The sequence below is a fragment of the Pseudomonas sp. Pseusp9 genome (assembly GCF_059491265.1).
In genome coordinates this window covers 4,728,184-4,744,806 of sequence record NZ_CP168500.1, presented here as the reverse complement: position 1 = coordinate 4,744,806, position 16,623 = coordinate 4,728,184, and the positions used below count along the sequence as shown (strand labels likewise).

Here is a 16,623-nt window from a genome sequence, read left to right as displayed (position 1 = left end):
GCGCAGCCCAACGGCTTTCCGAAAAACAAAATGAGGACGGCACCATGAGCGCTTTAACCTTGAAAGTCGCAGTCAACCTGGTCAACGAGGCCATCAGTGCGGGGCGGGCCATCTCGGCAGCGCCCTTGACCATTGCGGTACTGGATGCCGGCGGGCATCTGATCACCCTGCAACGCGAAGACGGCGCCAGCCTGTTGCGCCCGCATGTCGCCATCGGCAAGGCCTGGGGCGCCATTGCGCTGGGCAAGGGCTCACGCCTGCTGGCGCTGGACGCCCAGCAACGCCCGGCGTTTATCGCCGCGTTGAACAGCCTGGGGCAGGGCAGCGTCGTGCCGGCACCGGGTGGTGTACTGGTTCGGGATCAGGAGGGGAACGTGTTGGGGGCGGTGGGGATCAGCGGTGATCTGTCCGATGTGGATGAGCAGTGCGCGATCAATGCGATCGAGGCGTTGGGGTTGGTGGCGGATGCGGGGGTGGCGGCTTGATTTGCGCTGACTGAACCACCGCTTTCGCGAGCAGGCTCGCTCCCACAATGGATCCCTGTTGCTCAGATGATTTCTGTGGGAGCGAGCCTGCTCGCGAAGGCATTTCCCCTGACACATCCAGCTAAAAGTTTGCCACTTCCTTTGGTAGTCGCCGGTCTAGCCTTTTTCATGACTTCCTCAGGAGAAGGGCAAAGGAATGCCAGAATTATCCGCTTCACATCGACTTCGGGTCGGTCGCTACGCTGAAGCCAACCGGATTTACCTGCTGACCACCAACACACTCGATAGAAAGCCTGTTTTCAACGATTTTACTTCGGGCAGATTGGTCGTCTCACAGTTTCGCGCAGCGCAGGATCAAGGCTTTGCTAAATCACTCGCCTGGGTGGTCATGCCTGATCACTTTCATTGGTTGATCGAACTGCAGCGAGGATCACTGAGTGGGCTGATGCAAAGGACAAAATCACTGAGTACCAAAGCTGTGAATAGGTCCACTGGTCGCAGGATCAGCCTATGGCAGCAAGGATTTCATGATCGAGCACTACGCCGTGAGGAAGATTTGGTAAAGCTGGCTCGATACATCGTGGCCAACCCGCTACGGGCTGGCTTGGTCGAGAAGTTGGGTGACTATCCGTTATGGGATGCTGTTTGGGTTTGAGCGGAAACCGAGTCGCCTTCATTCGCGAGCAGGCTCGCTCCCACAGTAGATTGGTGGGTACTGAAGATCCAGTGTGGGAGCGAGCCTGCTCGCGAATAGCCGCGCCGCGGTCTACCGCTCCGGCTCACACCCCTTGAGCACCAACCGGATAATCGTCTGCGCCGCCGCTTCGTAATCCTCTTCATCCAGCCTGGCCTTGCCGGTAATGGCGGTGATCTGCCAGTCGAAGTCGGCGTAGGTCTGGGTCGCGGCCCAGATGCTGAACATCAGGTGGTTGGGGTCGATGGGGGCGATTTGCCCGCGGTCGATCCAGGTCTGGATACACTCGATGTTGTGTTTGGCCTGACCATTGAGCTGTTCGACCAGATCGCTGCTCAGGTGGGGGGCGCCGTGCATGATTTCGCTGGCGAACACCTTGGAGGCGAAAGGCAGGTCGCGGGAGATGCGGATTTTCGAGCGAATGTAGCCGCTGAGCACTTCACCGGGTTCGCCATCCGGATTGAACGGTGTCGAAGCCTGCAGGATTGGCTCGATGATACTTTCCAGAACCTCGCGGTAGAGGTTTTCCTTGGATTTGAAGTAGTAGTAGACGTTGGGCTTGGGCAATCCCGCCTTGGCTGCGATGTCACTGGTTTTGGTCGCAGCGAAGCCTTTGTCGGCAAATTCCTCACTGGCGGCACGCAGGATCAGTTGTTTGTTGCGCTCGCGGATAGTGCTCATAACCCAGGTGATTCCTTGCCTGTTCTGGCGGTTGCGCATGGTATCACCGGCCTCGCGCGGCGCTCAAGAATGCACCGCAGCCCTTGATGCCGCGCTATGCTGCTGCGCATTCATTGCAGAAGGAAACCCGATTCATGGCAGGAAGCAGTTTGCTGGTGCTGATCGACGACATCGCGGCCGTGCTGGACGACGTGTCATTGATGACCAAAATGGCCGCCAAGAAAACGGCCGGCGTACTCGGTGACGACCTGGCACTCAATGCCCAGCAAGTCAGTGGCGTGCGGGCCGAGCGGGAAATCCCGGTGGTCTGGGCGGTCGCCAAGGGTTCGTTCATCAATAAATTGATCCTGGTGCCGTCAGCGCTGGCCATCAGTGCGTTCATTCCGTGGCTGGTCACGCCGCTGTTGATGCTCGGCGGTGCGTATCTGTGCTTCGAAGGGTTCGAAAAGCTCGCCCACAAGTTCCTGCACAGCAAGGCTGAAGATCAGGCTGAACATGCCGAATTGGTCGAGGCGGTAGCAGACCCGGCAGTGGATCTGGTGGCGTTTGAAAAGGACAAGATCAAAGGCGCGATCCGTACCGATTTCATTCTCTCGGCAGAAATCATCGCCATCACCCTTGGCGTCGTGGCCGAGTCGGCGCTGAGCCAGCAGGTCATCGTGCTGTCGGGGATCGCCATCGTCATGACCATCGGTGTCTACGGGTTGGTCGCCGGCATCGTCAAACTCGATGATCTGGGGCTGTGGCTGACCCAGAAGTCTGGCCAGCTGGCCAGGAGCATCGGTGGCGGGATTTTGCGTGCGGCACCGTACATGATGAAAAGCCTGTCGGTGATTGGCACTGCGGCGATGTTCCTGGTCGGCGGTGGCATCCTGACCCACGGCGTGCCGGTGGTGCATCACTGGATCGAAAGTGTCGGTGCGGCGGCGGGCGGTGCCGGGTTTATCGTGCCAACGTTGCTCAATGGGGCGGCGGGGATTGTGGCGGGGGCGGTGGTGCTGGTGGGGGTGATGGCTGTCAGCAAAATCTGGAAAACGCTCAAAGGCTAAAGCCAACACCAGGCAAATGTGGGAGCGAGCCTGCTCGCGAAGACGGAGTGTCAGTCGACATCAACATTGACTGACAGACCGCTTTCGCGAGCAGGCTCGCTCCCACAGTGCTTTTTGGGGGGCTATTTACTCAGCGATCTGCAACTTGCGCGCTTCGGTGTACACGTAGCGTACTTTCTCGTACTCGAACGGCGAGTTCAGCTGGCCATAGCGGAAGCTGGTCTGGTGGCGCTTGTCGATGCTGCGCAGGATCCAGACTTCCGGATGGTTGGAGCTGACCTCGGCGACGTTGAGAAAGTTGATTGCGTTCTCGGCGGTGAAATCCACCGCCAGGCCGCCGGTGTCACGCAGGTTCGACGGACCGAGGATCGGCAGGACGAAGTAAGCGCCGCCCGGTACACCGTAGAAGCCCAGGGTCTGGCCGAAGTCTTCGCTTTGGCGCGGCAGGCCCATGGCGGTGGCCGGATCCCACAGGCCGGCGATGCCGATCGTGGTGTTGAGCAGCAGTCGCCCGGTGGTTTCCAGCGAGCGCTGGCCCTTGAGTTGCAGCAGGCTGTTCAACAGGTTGGGGACGTCGCCCAGGTTGTTGAAGAAGTTGCTGACACCGGTACGCAGGAAGCTCGGGGTGACATAGCGGTAACCATTGACCACCGGCATGAACACCCATTGGTCGAAGCGGTAGTTGAAGTGATACACGCGCCGGTTCCACTCTTCCAGCGGATCGTAGACCGCCAGTGCGCTGAGCGTCGAGCGCTCGAACTCGCGCTGATCCAGGCCCGGGTTGAATTTGAGTTTGCTCAACGGTTCCTTGAAGCCGTCACTGTCGACGACCACGGGAGCGTTGGCTTTGCTGTTGTCGGCATTGGCGACGCCTGCACAGAGTAACGCTGCGAAAAGCAGGAGATATTTAGCCACGGAAGAACTCCAGCATGGCGTCGCTGTTGACGCGGTAGTTAATGTTGCCGCAGTGGCCACCGAGCGGGTAAACAGTCAGGCGATCACCGAAGGTCTTGCGCAGGAAGCCCAGGTCGCCAGGGCCGAGGATCACGTCATCGGCGTTGTGCATCACGGCAATTTTCGGGCTTTCGTGCAGATAGTCCTTCAGTGCGTACAGGCTTACCTGGTCAATCAGTTGCAGCAGGCTGCCGCCGTCGGTGCGGGCGCGCCACATCGGGATCACCTGTTCGGTGATGTAGCAGTCGAAGTCGCATTGCAATGCGCGCTTGAGGAATGGCGTGAGGCTGGTGCCCTCGGTAATCGGAAACTTGGGCGGGGTGATCAGGCCGCGACGGTTGATCAGGTCCGAAGTGAAGGCAATGTCGGCCGCCGAAAAGCGGAACGAGGTGCCGATCAGCATGGCCATCTGTTCGTTGCTCAGCTGCTGTTTGGACTGCTGGAAGTCATAGACCAGGGCGTCGTTGAGGTCGATGTAGCCCTTTTGCTGGAAGTAGCGGGTCAGTTTGTTCAGCACCAGTTCATAGAACGTGGTGCTGTTGTTGATGCCCTTGACCTCGGTCTGGACCAGCTTGTCGAGGTTGGTGATCGAGGTGTAGAGGTTGACTGGCGGGTTGAGCAGCAGGACTTTCTTGAAGTTGAAGCTGCGGCGGGTTTCATCCAGGTGCGAGACGAAAGCGGCATCCAGTGCACCCAGGCTGTACCCGGTCAGGTAGTAATCGGTGACCGGTAGTTTTGGGTTCTGTGCCCGCACGGCCTGCATCACACGGTACAAGTCTTCGGCGTCTTCCTTGGAAATGCCCGGCGTGGCGAAGCGCGATGCAGCACTCATGAAGTCATAGCTGGTGGGCGATGACAGCTGCACCACGTGGTAGCCGGCTTTGTAATAGAGCTTCTTCAGGTATTCGTTCAGGCTGGCGTCATAGCGCGCACCGGTGCCGGCGATCAGGAAAATCAGCGGCGCGGCGTGATCCTGCGTGGCAATGCGGTAGTCGAGTTTCTTGACCGCCCAGAAATTATCCGGCAAATCGAATTCCCGTTCCGGACGCAAGGTGACGCTGCGCACCGCCTGATCGATGTCATCGTCCAGGGGCAGCTCCGGACGCAGGTCCGGCGGCGTGGTCGCGATGGTCGCCTCGAACGGGTTGGTCAGGGGGTAGCCATAACTGGCGGCGTCAATCTCGACCGCCAGTGCGGACGCACTCAATATAAGGCCGCTAAACAGGGCGGCGAAGCGCAAGGAACGGAGCATGACTAAATCCCTTAGAGGAAGGTGCCGAATGAATTTCGCAGGCTATGACCGCTGGAATTGCGCCAAAGTGCCACGCATCGACACCAAACTGGCCTGATTTCGAAGTAATAGTAGCTGGACGATACACTTTGCAGCGATTGAATGGCCAGTTAACAGTTGTTAGTGCTTGCGCAAGGCTGTCGTGCGATTAAGCTGGCCGCCGTTTTTCGCCTTTTGGAGTGTTACATGTCCCGCCGTTTGCCCGTGATTTTGCTGCTTGTGTTGCTGCCGGCATGGCTGGCCGCCAGTTATGGCGCGCGTTTTGGCTTCATGGAGGATGCGCAGTGGGTCGGCATTTGCGTGGATGAAGCAAGCCGCTGGGAATGCCAGGTGCGTTCGAACCTGGGGCTGATGATCCACTTCGCGGTTCTGGGCTGGGCTGCGCTGGGCGCGGCGATCCTGGGCTTTGTCGTGCCGGGGCGGGCAGGCTGGTGGCTGGCGGTGCTGGCGCTGGCGTTCGGGTTTCCGGCGCTGGCTTTGTACAACACGACGCTGGCGGTGTTTGCGGTGGTGATTGCGGGGTTGCGGTTGGTCAGGGCTTCTCTTAACGCCTGATAGTCAGTCTTCGCGAGCAGGCTCGCTCCCACATTTGATCGTTGTCGAACACAAAAATTATGTTCGCTGAAGGACTTTGTGGGAGCGAGCCTGCTCGCGAAGAGGCCGGCAGAGTCGCTAAAGAATCAAACTGTGCGAACCCGCAAGCAACGCCACAACGCCGCAACCATCAATCCACTCGCCAGCGCCCAGCCCCAGGCCTGCTGATTCTGCAAGCCTTCACGGAACAGCTGCGGCGCAATGCCGGCGCCGATGATGAAGGTCAGCAACGCGATCTCGCGGCGCGGCACATTCACCGGGCGGCACAGATACACTAGCGCCGGCAGGATGAACGCGACACTCGGGAAGCTGCGGTAGCGCGGGTCGAACACCAGTTCCAGCATCATCACGGCTGCCGCGAAACCTGCCGTTGCCACCAGCCAGCCGGCACGGCGTTCGAGCAAGTTGAATGCCTGTCCGCGCCAACCGCTGCGAGGGCTCAATGTCAGCGCGGCATGGGCCAGCACGAGCAGATTCAGCGCAGTCAGCAACGCGACCCACAGCCACTCACTGGTAAAACGCGTGGTAACCCGCGCCAGGTCACCCCAGGCGCCGATCGAGCACGCCGCCAATGCACCGAGCAGGGGCAGCACCAGCGCCGAGCGCGTCGTGCGAACCCGGCCGCCAAGCAGCAACGTGCCGATGAAGATCAATCCGCCCACCGCCAGCCATTGCGACCAGTAGGGTACGTTTGTCACTGGCCCGGCCAGTACGCCCTTGTCCTGGCGATCGGCATCGAACAATCCCCAGTAACCCCCGACAGCACCTTCGCTGGCGCGTTTCCACGGTTGGTCGAAGGCTTCGATCAGGTTGTAGTGCCAGCCCTGTTGTTCGGCCATGGCGACAAAACCACGAATGAACCTGGCTTCGTTGACCCGGCTCGGCAGGGCCGTTTCGCGCTGGCGACCTTCGCTTGGCCAGCCGGTTTCGCCGATCAGTACATCCTTGGGCGCGAACTTGTTGCCGAACACCTGGCGTACTTCGGCCACATGTTGAAGGGCTGCGTCGATGTTCGATGGGTCATCTTCCCAATACGGCAGCAAATGGATGGTCAGGAAGTCCACGGCGGGAGCGATTTCCGGGTGCTTGAGCCAGAACTCCCAGACGTCGGCATAGGTGACAGGCTGTTTGACGTGGCTTTTGACCTTGTTGATCAGCTTCGCCAATTGCGCACCGGTGACTTCTTTGCGCAACAGGGTTTCGTTGCCGACGATCACCGCGCTCACCACATCCGCGTTGGCGTTGGCCGAGGCGATCAGCAGGTCGACTTCTTTTTCGGTGTCCACCGGGTTGCTGTTGACCCAGGCGCCGATCATCAGCTTCAAGCCATGCTTGCGCGCCAGGTCCGGCAGGGCTTCGAGGCCGGTCATGGAATAGGTACGGATGCATTCGAAGCTTTTGGACAGCAGCGCGAGGTCGGCGTCCATGCGCTCGGGGCGCAGGTTGAATGGCACGTCGAACGGCGATTGGTCTTTGTCGAACGGCGTGTAGGACGCGCATTGCAGCTTGTGCGTGGCGCTGGCGACATCCGGCAGGATCACCGGTTTGCCAATGCCGTACCAGAAGCCACCGAGGGCAAAAAGCCCCAGCAGGCAGGCGAATAGATAAGCAGGAAAAGGAAAGCGTGATGTCGCGGACATGGTCAGGCCGTGTGGGAACAAAGCGGCGCATGTTACCTGCATTTATCGCGTGCTTGGTGGCCTGCATGATTTTGACATGCAAAGTTCGGGCGGAGCCTGCGGTGCGTTGGTCGCGTTGAAGATTAATGGCGTTCTGATGTCGTTTCTCGATGCCTTGAGGTCGCTGGTAGAGCAGGTCGCGATGAGCGTCAGGTTGATTATCGAAGGCGTCAGTACTCCGCTGATGTTCGAACGAGTTTGCGGTTAGGCGTGATGGGGGCGCTGTGCACCATAACAATACGTTTAAGCGACTCGGCAACCGTCGAGCGCAGCACTTTCGGGGAAGTAACGATGAAGATGCGACGACTCTTGGGCGCAGGTGCCGCTTTGGTGCTGGCGATCAGCGCTACCGTGGCCAGTGCCGCCGGTAAGGAAGTGACTTTAGGTTATGTCGACGGCTGGTCGGACAGTGTCGCCACGACCAACGTGGCCGCAGAGGTGATCAGACAGAAACTCGGCTATGACGTGAAGCTGCAAGCGGTCGCTACCGGGATCATGTGGCAGGGCGTGGCCACCGGCAAACTCGACGCCATGCTGTCGGCCTGGCTGCCGGTGACCCACGGCGAATACTGGGCGAAGAACAAGGATCAGGTCGTCGATTACGGCCCGAACTTCAAGGACGCGAAAATCGGCCTGATCGTGCCGGAGTACGTCAAAGCCAAGTCCATCGAGGACCTGAAAACCGACGACAGCTTCAAGAAACGCATCGTCGGCATCGACGCAGGTTCAGGTGTGATGATCAAGACCGATCAGGCCATCAAGGACTACGACTTGACCGGGTATCAAAACAAGGCCAGTTCCGGCGCCGGCATGATTGCCGAGCTGACCCGTGCCGAGAAGAAAAACGAATCCATCGCCGTGACCGGTTGGGTGCCGCACTGGATGTTTGCCAAGTGGAAGCTGCGCTTCCTCGAAGATCCTAAAGGCGTGTACGGCGCGGCTGAAACCGTGAACAGCATCGGCAGCAAAGGCCTGGAAGCCAAGGCGCCGGAAGTGGCCAAGTTCCTGAAGAACTTCCAGTGGGAATCCAAGGACGAAATCGGTCAGGTCATGCTGGCGATTCAGGATGGTGCCAAGCCTGACGCCGCCGCGAAGGATTGGATTGCCAAACACCCTGAGCGTGTTGCTGACTGGACCAAGTAATAGCAAAGAGCGCGCTTGACCCTGTGGGAGCGAGCCTGCTCGCGAAGGCGGTGTAACAGACAACAATGATGTTGAATGTTATGGCCCCTTCGCGAGCAGGCTCGCTCCCATACTTGTTTATGGCGTGCTGGAGATTGGCGAAAACGCCTTGTGGTTCTAAGACTAAGGTCGTCTGGAACCTGTCCCGCAGCCGCATAGAGTGGATACCGTTCCAACTAAATCTGTGCTGCGAGGATAAAAACAATGAACGACAGCATTTACCTCTCGATTCAAAACAGCCCGCGCTTCAAGGAGCTGGTTAGCAAGAGGGAACGATTCGCCTGGATTCTTTCGGCGGTCATGCTAGGGCTTTACTCCGCATTCATCCTTTTGATCGCTTACGGGCCGCAAGTGCTGGGGACGAAAATCAGTCCCGAGTCTTCGATTACCTGGGGCATACCGATTGGCGTCGGGCTGATTGTTTCGGCCTTCGTCCTGACCGGTGTCTACGTACGACGTGCCAATGGCGAGTTTGACGACCTGAACAATGCGATTCTCAAGGAGGCTCAGCAATGATCCGGCGTCTACTGGCTCTATTGAGCATCGCGGCTTTTGCACCGGGCGCCTGGGCGGCTGACGCCCTGACCGGTGAAGTGCATAAACAACCTCTCAACGTCGCCGCGATCCTGATGTTCGTTGTGTTCGTGGGGGCCACCCTGTGCATTACCTACTGGGCCTCCAAGCGCAACAAGTCGGCTGCCGACTACTATGCGGCGGGTGGCAAGATCACCGGGTTCCAGAACGGCCTGGCGATTGCCGGCGACTACATGTCGGCCGCCTCGTTCCTGGGGATTTCCGCGCTGGTGTTCGCTTCCGGTTATGACGGGCTGATCTATTCGATCGGCTTCCTGGTGGGCTGGCCGATCATTCTGTTCCTGATTGCCGAGCGCCTGCGTAACCTGGGTAAATACACCTTTGCCGACGTGGCGTCCTACCGCCTGGGGCAAACCCAGATCCGCACACTGTCCGCCTGCGGTTCGCTGGTGGTGGTGGCGTTCTACCTGATCGCCCAGATGGTCGGTGCGGGCAAGCTGATCCAGCTGCTGTTCGGCCTCGACTATCACGTCGCGGTGATCCTGGTGGGTGTGCTGATGTGCCTTTACGTGTTGTTCGGCGGCATGCTGGCGACCACCTGGGTGCAAATCATCAAGGCTGTTCTGCTGCTGTCCGGCGCTTCCTTCATGGCGCTGATGGTGATGAAACACGTCAACTTCGACTTCAACATCCTGTTTTCCGAGGCGATCAAGGTTCACCCTAAAGGTGAGGCGATCATGAGCCCGGGCGGTCTGGTGAAGGATCCGGTTTCGGCGTTCTCCCTCGGCCTGGCACTGATGTTCGGTACTGCGGGTCTGCCGCATATCCTGATGCGCTTCTTCACCGTGAGTGACGCGAAGGAAGCTCGCAAGAGTGTGCTGTACGCAACCGGCTTCATTGGCTACTTCTACATCCTGACCTTCATCATCGGTTTCGGCGCGATCCTGCTGGTCAGCACCAACCCGGCCTTCAAAGACGCGGCCGGCGCGTTGCTCGGTGGTAACAACATGGCGGCGGTGCACCTGGCCAATGCGGTCGGTGGCAGCATTTTCCTGGGCTTCATCTCGGCGGTGGCGTTCGCGACCATTCTGGCGGTAGTGGCCGGCCTGACCCTGGCTGGTGCTTCGGCGGTGTCCCACGACCTGTATGCCAGCGTGATCAAGAAGGGCAAGGCCAACGAGAAGGATGAGATTCGTATTTCGAAGATCACCACCGTTGCCCTGGGTGTGCTGGCCATCATTCTGGGCATCTTGTTTGAAAGCCAGAACATTGCGTTCATGGTGGGCTTGGCGTTCTCCATCGCGGCGAGCTGCAACTTCCCGGTGCTGCTGCTTTCGATGTACTGGAAAAAGCTGACCACTCGCGGTGCGATGATCGGCGGCTGGATGGGGCTGATCAGTGCGGTAGGCCTGATGATCCTTGGCCCGACCATCTGGGTGCAGATCATGCATCACGAGAAAGCCATCTTCCCGTATGAGTATCCGGCGTTGTTCTCGATGATGATTGCCTTTGTCGGGATCTGGTTCTTCTCGGTTACTGACAAGTCCACGGCGGCTGACAATGAGCGGGCGTTGTTCTTCCCGCAGTTTGTTCGTTCGCAGACTGGGTTGGGGGCGAGTGGGGCGGTTTCGCACTAAGTCTTCAAGGTTTTATATATAAGTTGCACTGACATCCAATGCCCCGGTCGAGAGATCGGGGCATTTTTGTTGGGCGATAATCGACCGGAATTTGGTGGGTGTACCCAATTGACTGAGTACATATCCATTATTTGGGTAACGGCGGCTGGCGGTTTCGCCCTGACGGCGACTCACTTTTTTTGGCAAACGCCTCAAAAAAAGTAAGCAAAAAAAACGCTCGCCCCGAACGTCCGGCCCCTCGCCAAGGCTCAGGGTTCCTTCGCTCCGGTATTCATCCGGGGGCATTGCCCTCCGGTCGGCTTCGCTGCACCTCCCTGCAATGTGTGCGGCTTCGCCGCACGGCGTTGCGCGCCATTCCCCGGATAAACACCTCCGCTCAGCCTGCCGAGGGGGCGGGTGGATCAAGATCAAGAGCGGCAGGCGAGCTAACGCTCGGCCTGCTCTTTTCTTCTGTAGGAGCGAGCCTGCTCGCGATGGACGTCAACGATGACGCGGGCTGTCTGAATCCCCGCGGTGTCCCGGCGTTTTTCGCGAGCAAGCTCGCTCCTACAGGCCTTTCCAAGTGATCCGCTGTAAAAGCGGAACCATAAGCCGCCGTTACCTGAATAACGGATATGTACACAATTAAAAAAGGAAAACAAAAACGGCCTCTATATAAGAGGCCGTTCCCGGTACAACTCAACACGCTACAGCAAGAAAACTCTTACTTGCGGTCTTCCAGCTTGGTGATGTCACGCGACTCGTAGCCGGTGTACAACTGGCGCGGACGGCCGATCTTGTACGGGCTGGAGAGCATTTCTTTCCAGTGGGAGATCCAGCCGACGGTCCGCGCCAGGGCGAAGATCACGGTGAACATGCTGGTTGGAATGCCGATCGCCTTGAGGATGATCCCCGAGTAGAAGTCGACGTTCGGGTACAGCGAACGCTCGATGAAGTACGGGTCGGTCAGGGCGATCTCTTCCAGGCGCATGGCCAGTTCGAGTTGCGGATCGTTCTGGATGCCCAGTTCCTTCAATACTTCGTCGCAGGTCTGCTTCATCACTGTGGCGCGCGGGTCGCGGTTTTTGTAAACGCGGTGACCGAAGCCCATCAGTTTGAACGGATCGTTCTTATCCTTGGCCTTGGCGATGAACTTGTCGATGTTCGAAACATCGCCGATTTCATCAAGCATGGTCAGTACGGCCTCGTTCGCACCGCCGTGGGCAGGGCCCCACAGTGCGGCGATACCGGCGGCGATACAGGCGAACGGGTTGGCACCCGAAGAGCCCGCCAGACGCACGGTGGACGTCGAGGCGTTCTGCTCGTGGTCGGCATGGAGGATGAAGATCCGGTCCATGGCCTTGGCAAGCACCGGGCTGATCGGTTTGATCTCGCACGGGGTATTGAACATCATGTGCAGGAAGTTTTCCGCGTACGACAGGTCGTTGCGCGGGTACATCATGGGTTGGCCCATGGAGTACTTGTAAACCATCGCGGCCAGGGTCGGCATCTTGGCAACCAGGCGGATCGCGGAGATTTCGCGATGCTGCGGGTTATTGATGTCCAGGGAGTCGTGGTAGAACGCCGAGAGGGCGCCGACTACGCCGCACATGACGGCCATCGGGTGGGCGTCGCGACGGAAGCCGTTGAAGAAGGTCTTCAGCTGCTCGTGAACCATGGTGTGGTTCTTCACGGTGCTGACGAACTGGGCCTTCTGTTCTGCGGTCGGCAGTTCGCCGTTGAGCAGCAGATAGCAGGTTTCCAGGTAGTCCGACTTTTCAGCCAGCTGTTCGATCGGGTAGCCGCGGTGCAGCAGAATGCCGTTGTCGCCGTCGATATAGGTGATCTTCGACTCGCACGAGGCGGTCGACATGAAGCCTGGGTCAAAAGTGAAACGGCCCGTGGCCGTCAGGCCCCGAACATCGATAACATCGGGACCAACGGTGCCGGTTAAAATGGGCAGCTCGACGGGGGCTGCGCCCTCGATGATCAACTGCGCTTTTTTGTCAGCCATGTGGCCTCCTATTTATGCTTGAAATCATCAGACAGACCCCCCACGCAGGGCCCGCACCACTATAGTGAGATAAATTCGAATGTCAATTTGCCTAAAGTCTTGCTCCAGAAGGCTTTAACCGGACTTTTTCCTCGAAATTGACTGCCATTTACGCCTTTTATTCAAGATGTGCAATCAGCTGTTTGGGTTAGGTGTTTGCGTTGTCATTAGTAGCCTAACTGTCTATACTCGGCCACCGACCGCCAAGGGCTTTTGGGCTTGCTTTCATTGGGGGTCGCATCCCTGGGTGGTGGTTACCTGACCAGTGCACTCCCCAACAACTTTGCCCTGATTGTTAGGGGCTCTTCAGTGTGAAAAAAAAGCCGTGAAAAGCCAACGACCTGTAAACCTAGACCTAAGGACCATCAAACTCCCAGTCACTGCTTACACGTCCATTCTTCACCGTATTTCCGGTGTCATCCTCTTCGTGTGCCTTGCCATCATGCTTTACGCATGGGACAAGTCGCTGAGCTCCGAGGAAGGCTTCGGTCAGGTGAAAGCGTGTCTGACCAGTCCGCTAGCCAAGCTAGTGATTTGGGGCATCCTGTCCGCTCTGCTGTATCACCTGGTAGCCGGTGTGCGCCATTTGATCATGGACATGGGCATCGGCGAGACGCTGGAAGGCGGCAAGCTGGGCTCGAAAATCGTTATCGCCGTTTCCGTGGTGGTAATCGTTCTGGCAGGAGTTTGGATATGGTAACTAACGTCACGAACCTGTCGCGTTCGGGCCTCTATGACTGGATGGCGCAGCGCGTTTCTGCGGTCGTTCTCGCGGCTTACTTCATTTTCCTGATCGGATACGTCGTGGCCCACCCTGGCCTCGAGTACGCCCAGTGGCATGAACTGTTCGCCCATAACGGGATGCGTATCTTCAGCCTCCTGGCCCTTGTTGCCCTCGGCGCTCACGCCTGGGTCGGCATGTGGACCATCGCGACCGACTACCTGACGCCAATGGCGCTGGGCAAGTCCGCGACGGCTGTGCGTTTCCTTTTCCAGGCAGTATGCGGCGTTGCGATGTTCGCTTACTTCGTCTGGGGTGTGCAGATTCTCTGGGGTATCTGAGTCATGGCTAACATTCCAACGATTTCTTTCGACGCCATCATTATTGGTGGTGGCGGTGCCGGCATGCGCGCAGCGCTGCAACTGGCACAGGGCGGTCACAAGACTGCCGTGATCACCAAGGTTTTCCCGACCCGTTCGCACACTGTATCCGCCCAGGGCGGCATCACCTGCGCAATCGCGTCCGCCGACCCGAACGATGACTGGCGCTGGCACATGTACGATACCGTCAAGGGTTCCGACTACATCGGTGACCAGGACGCTATCGAATACATGTGTCAGGAAGGCCCGGCTGCCGTTTACGAGCTGGACCACATGGGCATGCCGTTCTCGCGTACCGAGCAAGGTCGTATCTATCAGCGTCCATTCGGCGGTCAGTCGAAGGATTACGGTAAAGGCGGGCAGGCTGCCCGTACTTGCGCCGCTTCCGACCGTACCGGTCACGCGCTGCTGCACACCCTTTATCAGGGCAACCTGAAAGCCGGTACCGTGTTCCTGAACGAGTACTACGCTGTCGATCTGGTGAAGAACGGCGAAGGCGAGTTCGTCGGTGTGATCGCGATCTGCATCGAAACCGGTGAAACCACCTACATCCGCGCGAAAGCCACCGTATTGGCCACCGGCGGTGCAGGTCGTATCTACGCTTCGACCACCAACGCCCTGATCAACACCGGTGACGGCGTTGGCATGGCGCTGCGTGCCGGCGTACCGGTACAAGACATTGAAATGTGGCAGTTCCACCCGACCGGCATCGCCGGCGCCGGTGTACTGGTTACAGAAGGCTGCCGTGGTGAAGGTGGATACCTGATCAACAAGCACGGCGAGCGTTTCATGGAGCGTTATGCTCCGAACGCCAAGGACCTTGCCGGTCGTGACGTGGTTGCCCGTTCGATGGTTAAAGAGATCATCGCCGGTAACGGTTGCGGTCCGAACGGTGACCACGTGATGCTCAAACTCGACCACCTGGGCGAGGAAGTGCTGCACAGCCGTCTGCCAGGCATCTGCGAACTGTCGAAGACTTTCGCGCACGTTGACCCGGTTGTCGCTCCGGTTCCGGTTGTTCCGACTTGCCACTATATGATGGGCGGCGTTGCCACCAACATTCATGGCCAGGCGATCACCCAGGACGCCGAAGGCGTGGACAAGATCATTCCTGGTCTGTTCGCGGTAGGTGAAGTGGCTTGCGTATCGGTACACGGTGCCAACCGTCTGGGCGGCAACTCGCTGCTCGACCTGGTGGTATTCGGCCGCGCTGCCGGCCTGCACCTGGAGAAGGCTCTGACCGACGGCATCGAATACGATGACGCTACCGAAGCCGATATCGAAGCTGCACTGTCGCGCCTGAACGCACTGAACAACCGTACCGACGGCGAAGACGTCGCTACCCTGCGTCGCGAGCTGCAAAGCTGCATGCAGAACTACTTCGGTGTATTCCGTACCGGCGAATACATGCAGAAGGGTATCGCCCAGCTGGCTGAGCTGCGTACCCGCATTGCCAACGTGAAGATCAACGATAAGTCGCAGGCGTTCAACACTGCACGTATCGAAGCGCTGGAACTGCAAAACCTGCTGGAAGTGGCCGAAGCTACCGCTATCGCCGCTGAAGTTCGCAAGGAGTCCCGTGGTGCTCACGCCCGTGAAGACTTCGAAGACCGTGACGACGAAAACTGGCTGTGCCACACCCTGTACTTCCCGGGTGACAAGCGCGTCACCAAGCGTGCCGTGAACTTCTCGCCGAAGACTGTTCCGACTTTCGAACCTAAAGTCCGGACTTATTAAGGGTGACCGCCATGTTGCAAGTCAGTGTTTATCGCTACAACCCTGATCAGGACGCCGCGCCGTTCATGCAGGAATTCCAGGTCGATACCGGTGGTAAAGACCTGATGGTGCTGGATGTGCTGGCCCTGATCAAAGAGCAGGACGAAGGTTTCTCCTATCGTCGCTCTTGCCGTGAAGGTGTTTGCGGTTCCGACGGCATGAACATCAACGGCAAAAACGGTCTGGCGTGCATCACGCCGCTGTCCGCTGTCGTAAAAGGTAACAAGTTGATCGTTCGTCCTCTGCCAGGTTTGCCGGTTATCCGTGACCTGGTCGTCGATATGAGCATCTTCTACAAGCAATACGAGAAGGTTAAGCCTTACCTGCAGAACGACACGCCGGCTCCGGCCATCGAGCGTCTGCAGTCCCCTGAAGAGCGTGAAAAGCTGGACGGTCTGTACGAGTGCATCCTGTGCGCCTGCTGCTCGACTTCCTGCCCGTCCTTCTGGTGGAACCCGGACAAGTTCCTGGGTCCGGCCGCCCTGCTGCAAGCGTACCGCTTCCTGGCAGACAGCCGTGATACCAAGACATCCGAGCGTCTGGCTTCGCTGGATGACCCGTTCAGCGTATTCCGCTGCCGCGGGATCATGAACTGCGTCAACGTATGTCCGAAAGGCCTGAACCCGACTAAGGCCATCGGTCACATCCGTAACATGTTGCTCTCGAGCGGCGTGTGATTCAGCTGCTGTACCCGTAGAACCGCTGTACCCGTAGATGCTGCGGCGCAGGCTTCAACCGGCGCCGTAGTTTTAACCTGAGCAGCAGCTTAAAAGGCTGCGGCTCTTATTTTGAAGAAATGAGACAAGCAGGGGCATCCGGGCTGGTACCCGGACTATCAGTGTGATCCTAGTGGCTTGTTTTGGTCGCTGCATTCGGACTTCTGCAAGTTTGCTCGGTGTCGACACCGATGGTGTTCCCCTAACCGAGGGTGACC

General features: G+C 58.5%; 17 protein-coding genes. 12 read left to right on the top strand and 5 right to left on the bottom strand.

Annotated elements, in window-relative coordinates:
* The first annotated feature begins 44 nt into the window (after nt 1–44).
* Together ACEN8E_RS21530 and ACEN8E_RS21525 are read left to right on the top strand one after the other, a co-directional pair.
* A complete protein-coding gene (locus ACEN8E_RS21530) occupies nt 45–485 on the top strand; it encodes a GlcG/HbpS family heme-binding protein (RefSeq protein WP_495589776.1) in 441 nt (146 codons plus the stop codon).
* A gap of 196 nt (nt 486–681) precedes the next feature.
* Nucleotides 682–1,140: an REP-associated tyrosine transposase gene (locus tag ACEN8E_RS21525; protein ID WP_495589775.1), complete on the top strand. Its 459-nt coding sequence runs from the start codon at nt 682–684 to the stop codon at nt 1,138–1,140.
* A 111-nt stretch (nt 1,141–1,251) separates the two neighbouring features.
* Here the strand turns inward: ACEN8E_RS21525 and ACEN8E_RS21520 are convergent, their stop codons facing one another.
* Nucleotides 1,252–1,860 carry a TetR/AcrR family transcriptional regulator gene (locus tag ACEN8E_RS21520; RefSeq protein ID WP_015096199.1) on the bottom strand — a complete coding sequence of 203 codons (609 nt, stop codon included), beginning with the start codon at nt 1,858–1,860 and terminating at the stop codon, nt 1,252–1,254.
* A gap of 134 nt (nt 1,861–1,994) precedes the next feature.
* On the opposite strand from ACEN8E_RS21520, the gene ACEN8E_RS21515 reads away from it, so the two are divergent.
* The gene (locus ACEN8E_RS21515; protein ID WP_495589774.1) at nt 1,995–2,909 is read left to right on the top strand and encodes a DUF808 domain-containing protein; all 915 of its coding nucleotides are present in this window, start codon (nt 1,995–1,997) and stop codon (nt 2,907–2,909) included.
* Nucleotides 2,910–3,035: 126 nt separating this feature from the next.
* On the opposite strand, the gene ACEN8E_RS21510 is transcribed toward ACEN8E_RS21515, so the two are convergent.
* Together ACEN8E_RS21510 and ACEN8E_RS21505 are read right to left on the bottom strand one after the other, a co-directional pair.
* Nucleotides 3,036–3,824, bottom strand: coding sequence for an MlaA family lipoprotein (locus ACEN8E_RS21510; RefSeq protein ID WP_495589773.1), 789 nt, complete (start codon nt 3,822–3,824; stop codon nt 3,036–3,038).
* On the bottom strand, nt 3,817–5,115 hold the full coding sequence (locus ACEN8E_RS21505) for a serine/threonine protein kinase (protein WP_495589772.1): 1,299 nt from the start codon (nt 5,113–5,115) through the stop codon (nt 3,817–3,819). Before ACEN8E_RS21505 ends, ACEN8E_RS21510 begins: the two co-directional genes overlap by 8 nt.
* A 225-nt stretch (nt 5,116–5,340) precedes the next feature.
* On the opposite strand from ACEN8E_RS21505, the gene ACEN8E_RS21500 reads away from it, so the two are divergent.
* Nucleotides 5,341–5,709 carry a hypothetical protein gene (locus ACEN8E_RS21500; protein WP_495589771.1) on the top strand — a complete coding sequence of 123 codons (369 nt, stop codon included), beginning with the start codon at nt 5,341–5,343 and terminating at the stop codon, nt 5,707–5,709.
* Nucleotides 5,710–5,834: 125 nt separating this feature from the next.
* On the opposite strand, the gene ACEN8E_RS21495 is transcribed toward ACEN8E_RS21500, so the two are convergent.
* Complete coding sequence (locus tag ACEN8E_RS21495; RefSeq protein ID WP_495589770.1) at nt 5,835–7,430, bottom strand: glycoside hydrolase family 17 protein; 1,596 nt, start codon at nt 7,428–7,430, stop codon at nt 5,835–5,837.
* A gap of 34 nt (nt 7,431–7,464) precedes the next feature.
* Here ACEN8E_RS21495 and ACEN8E_RS21490 point away from each other — a divergent pair, with 34 nt between their 5' ends.
* The 4 genes from ACEN8E_RS21490 to ACEN8E_RS21475 all read left to right on the top strand — a co-directional run bounded on the left by ACEN8E_RS21490 (nt 7,465) and on the right by ACEN8E_RS21475 (nt 10,780).
* On the top strand, nt 7,465–7,635 hold the full coding sequence (locus ACEN8E_RS21490) for a hypothetical protein (RefSeq protein WP_495589769.1): 171 nt from the start codon (nt 7,465–7,467) through the stop codon (nt 7,633–7,635).
* Nucleotides 7,636–7,718: 83 nt separating this feature from the next.
* On the top strand, nt 7,719–8,570 hold the full coding sequence (locus ACEN8E_RS21485) for a glycine betaine ABC transporter substrate-binding protein (protein ID WP_495589768.1): 852 nt from the start codon (nt 7,719–7,721) through the stop codon (nt 8,568–8,570).
* Nucleotides 8,571–8,813: 243 nt separating this feature from the next.
* Entirely contained in the window at nt 8,814–9,125 is a 312-nt protein-coding gene (locus ACEN8E_RS21480; protein ID WP_495589767.1) for a DUF485 domain-containing protein, read from the top strand.
* The gene (locus ACEN8E_RS21475) at nt 9,122–10,780 is read left to right on the top strand and encodes a cation acetate symporter (RefSeq protein ID WP_495589766.1); all 1,659 of its coding nucleotides are present in this window, start codon (nt 9,122–9,124) and stop codon (nt 10,778–10,780) included. Before ACEN8E_RS21480 ends, ACEN8E_RS21475 begins: the two co-directional genes overlap by 4 nt.
* A 703-nt stretch (nt 10,781–11,483) precedes the next feature.
* Here ACEN8E_RS21475 and gltA read toward each other — a convergent pair.
* Nucleotides 11,484–12,773 carry a citrate synthase gene (gene gltA / locus ACEN8E_RS21470; RefSeq protein WP_007977501.1) on the bottom strand — a complete coding sequence of 430 codons (1,290 nt, stop codon included), beginning with the start codon at nt 12,771–12,773 and terminating at the stop codon, nt 11,484–11,486.
* A 364-nt stretch (nt 12,774–13,137) separates the two neighbouring features.
* Here gltA and sdhC point away from each other — a divergent pair, with 364 nt between their 5' ends.
* The 4 genes from sdhC to ACEN8E_RS21450 are packed head-to-tail and all read left to right on the top strand — an operon-like array spanning nt 13,138 to nt 16,366.
* Nucleotides 13,138–13,512 (top strand): succinate dehydrogenase, cytochrome b556 subunit, encoded by a 375-nt coding sequence (gene sdhC, locus ACEN8E_RS21465; protein WP_043302324.1) that lies wholly within the window; start codon nt 13,138–13,140, stop codon nt 13,510–13,512.
* On the top strand, nt 13,506–13,874 hold the full coding sequence (sdhD, locus tag ACEN8E_RS21460; RefSeq protein WP_495589765.1) for a succinate dehydrogenase, hydrophobic membrane anchor protein: 369 nt from the start codon (nt 13,506–13,508) through the stop codon (nt 13,872–13,874). Before sdhC ends, sdhD begins: the two co-directional genes overlap by 7 nt.
* A 3-nt stretch (nt 13,875–13,877) precedes the next feature.
* Nucleotides 13,878–15,650 carry a succinate dehydrogenase flavoprotein subunit gene (gene sdhA, locus ACEN8E_RS21455; RefSeq protein ID WP_413425351.1) on the top strand — a complete coding sequence of 591 codons (1,773 nt, stop codon included), beginning with the start codon at nt 13,878–13,880 and terminating at the stop codon, nt 15,648–15,650.
* An 11-nt stretch (nt 15,651–15,661) separates the two neighbouring features.
* Entirely contained in the window at nt 15,662–16,366 is a 705-nt protein-coding gene (locus ACEN8E_RS21450) for a succinate dehydrogenase iron-sulfur subunit (protein ID WP_003223007.1), read from the top strand.
* Nucleotides 16,367–16,623 lie beyond the last annotated feature (257 nt).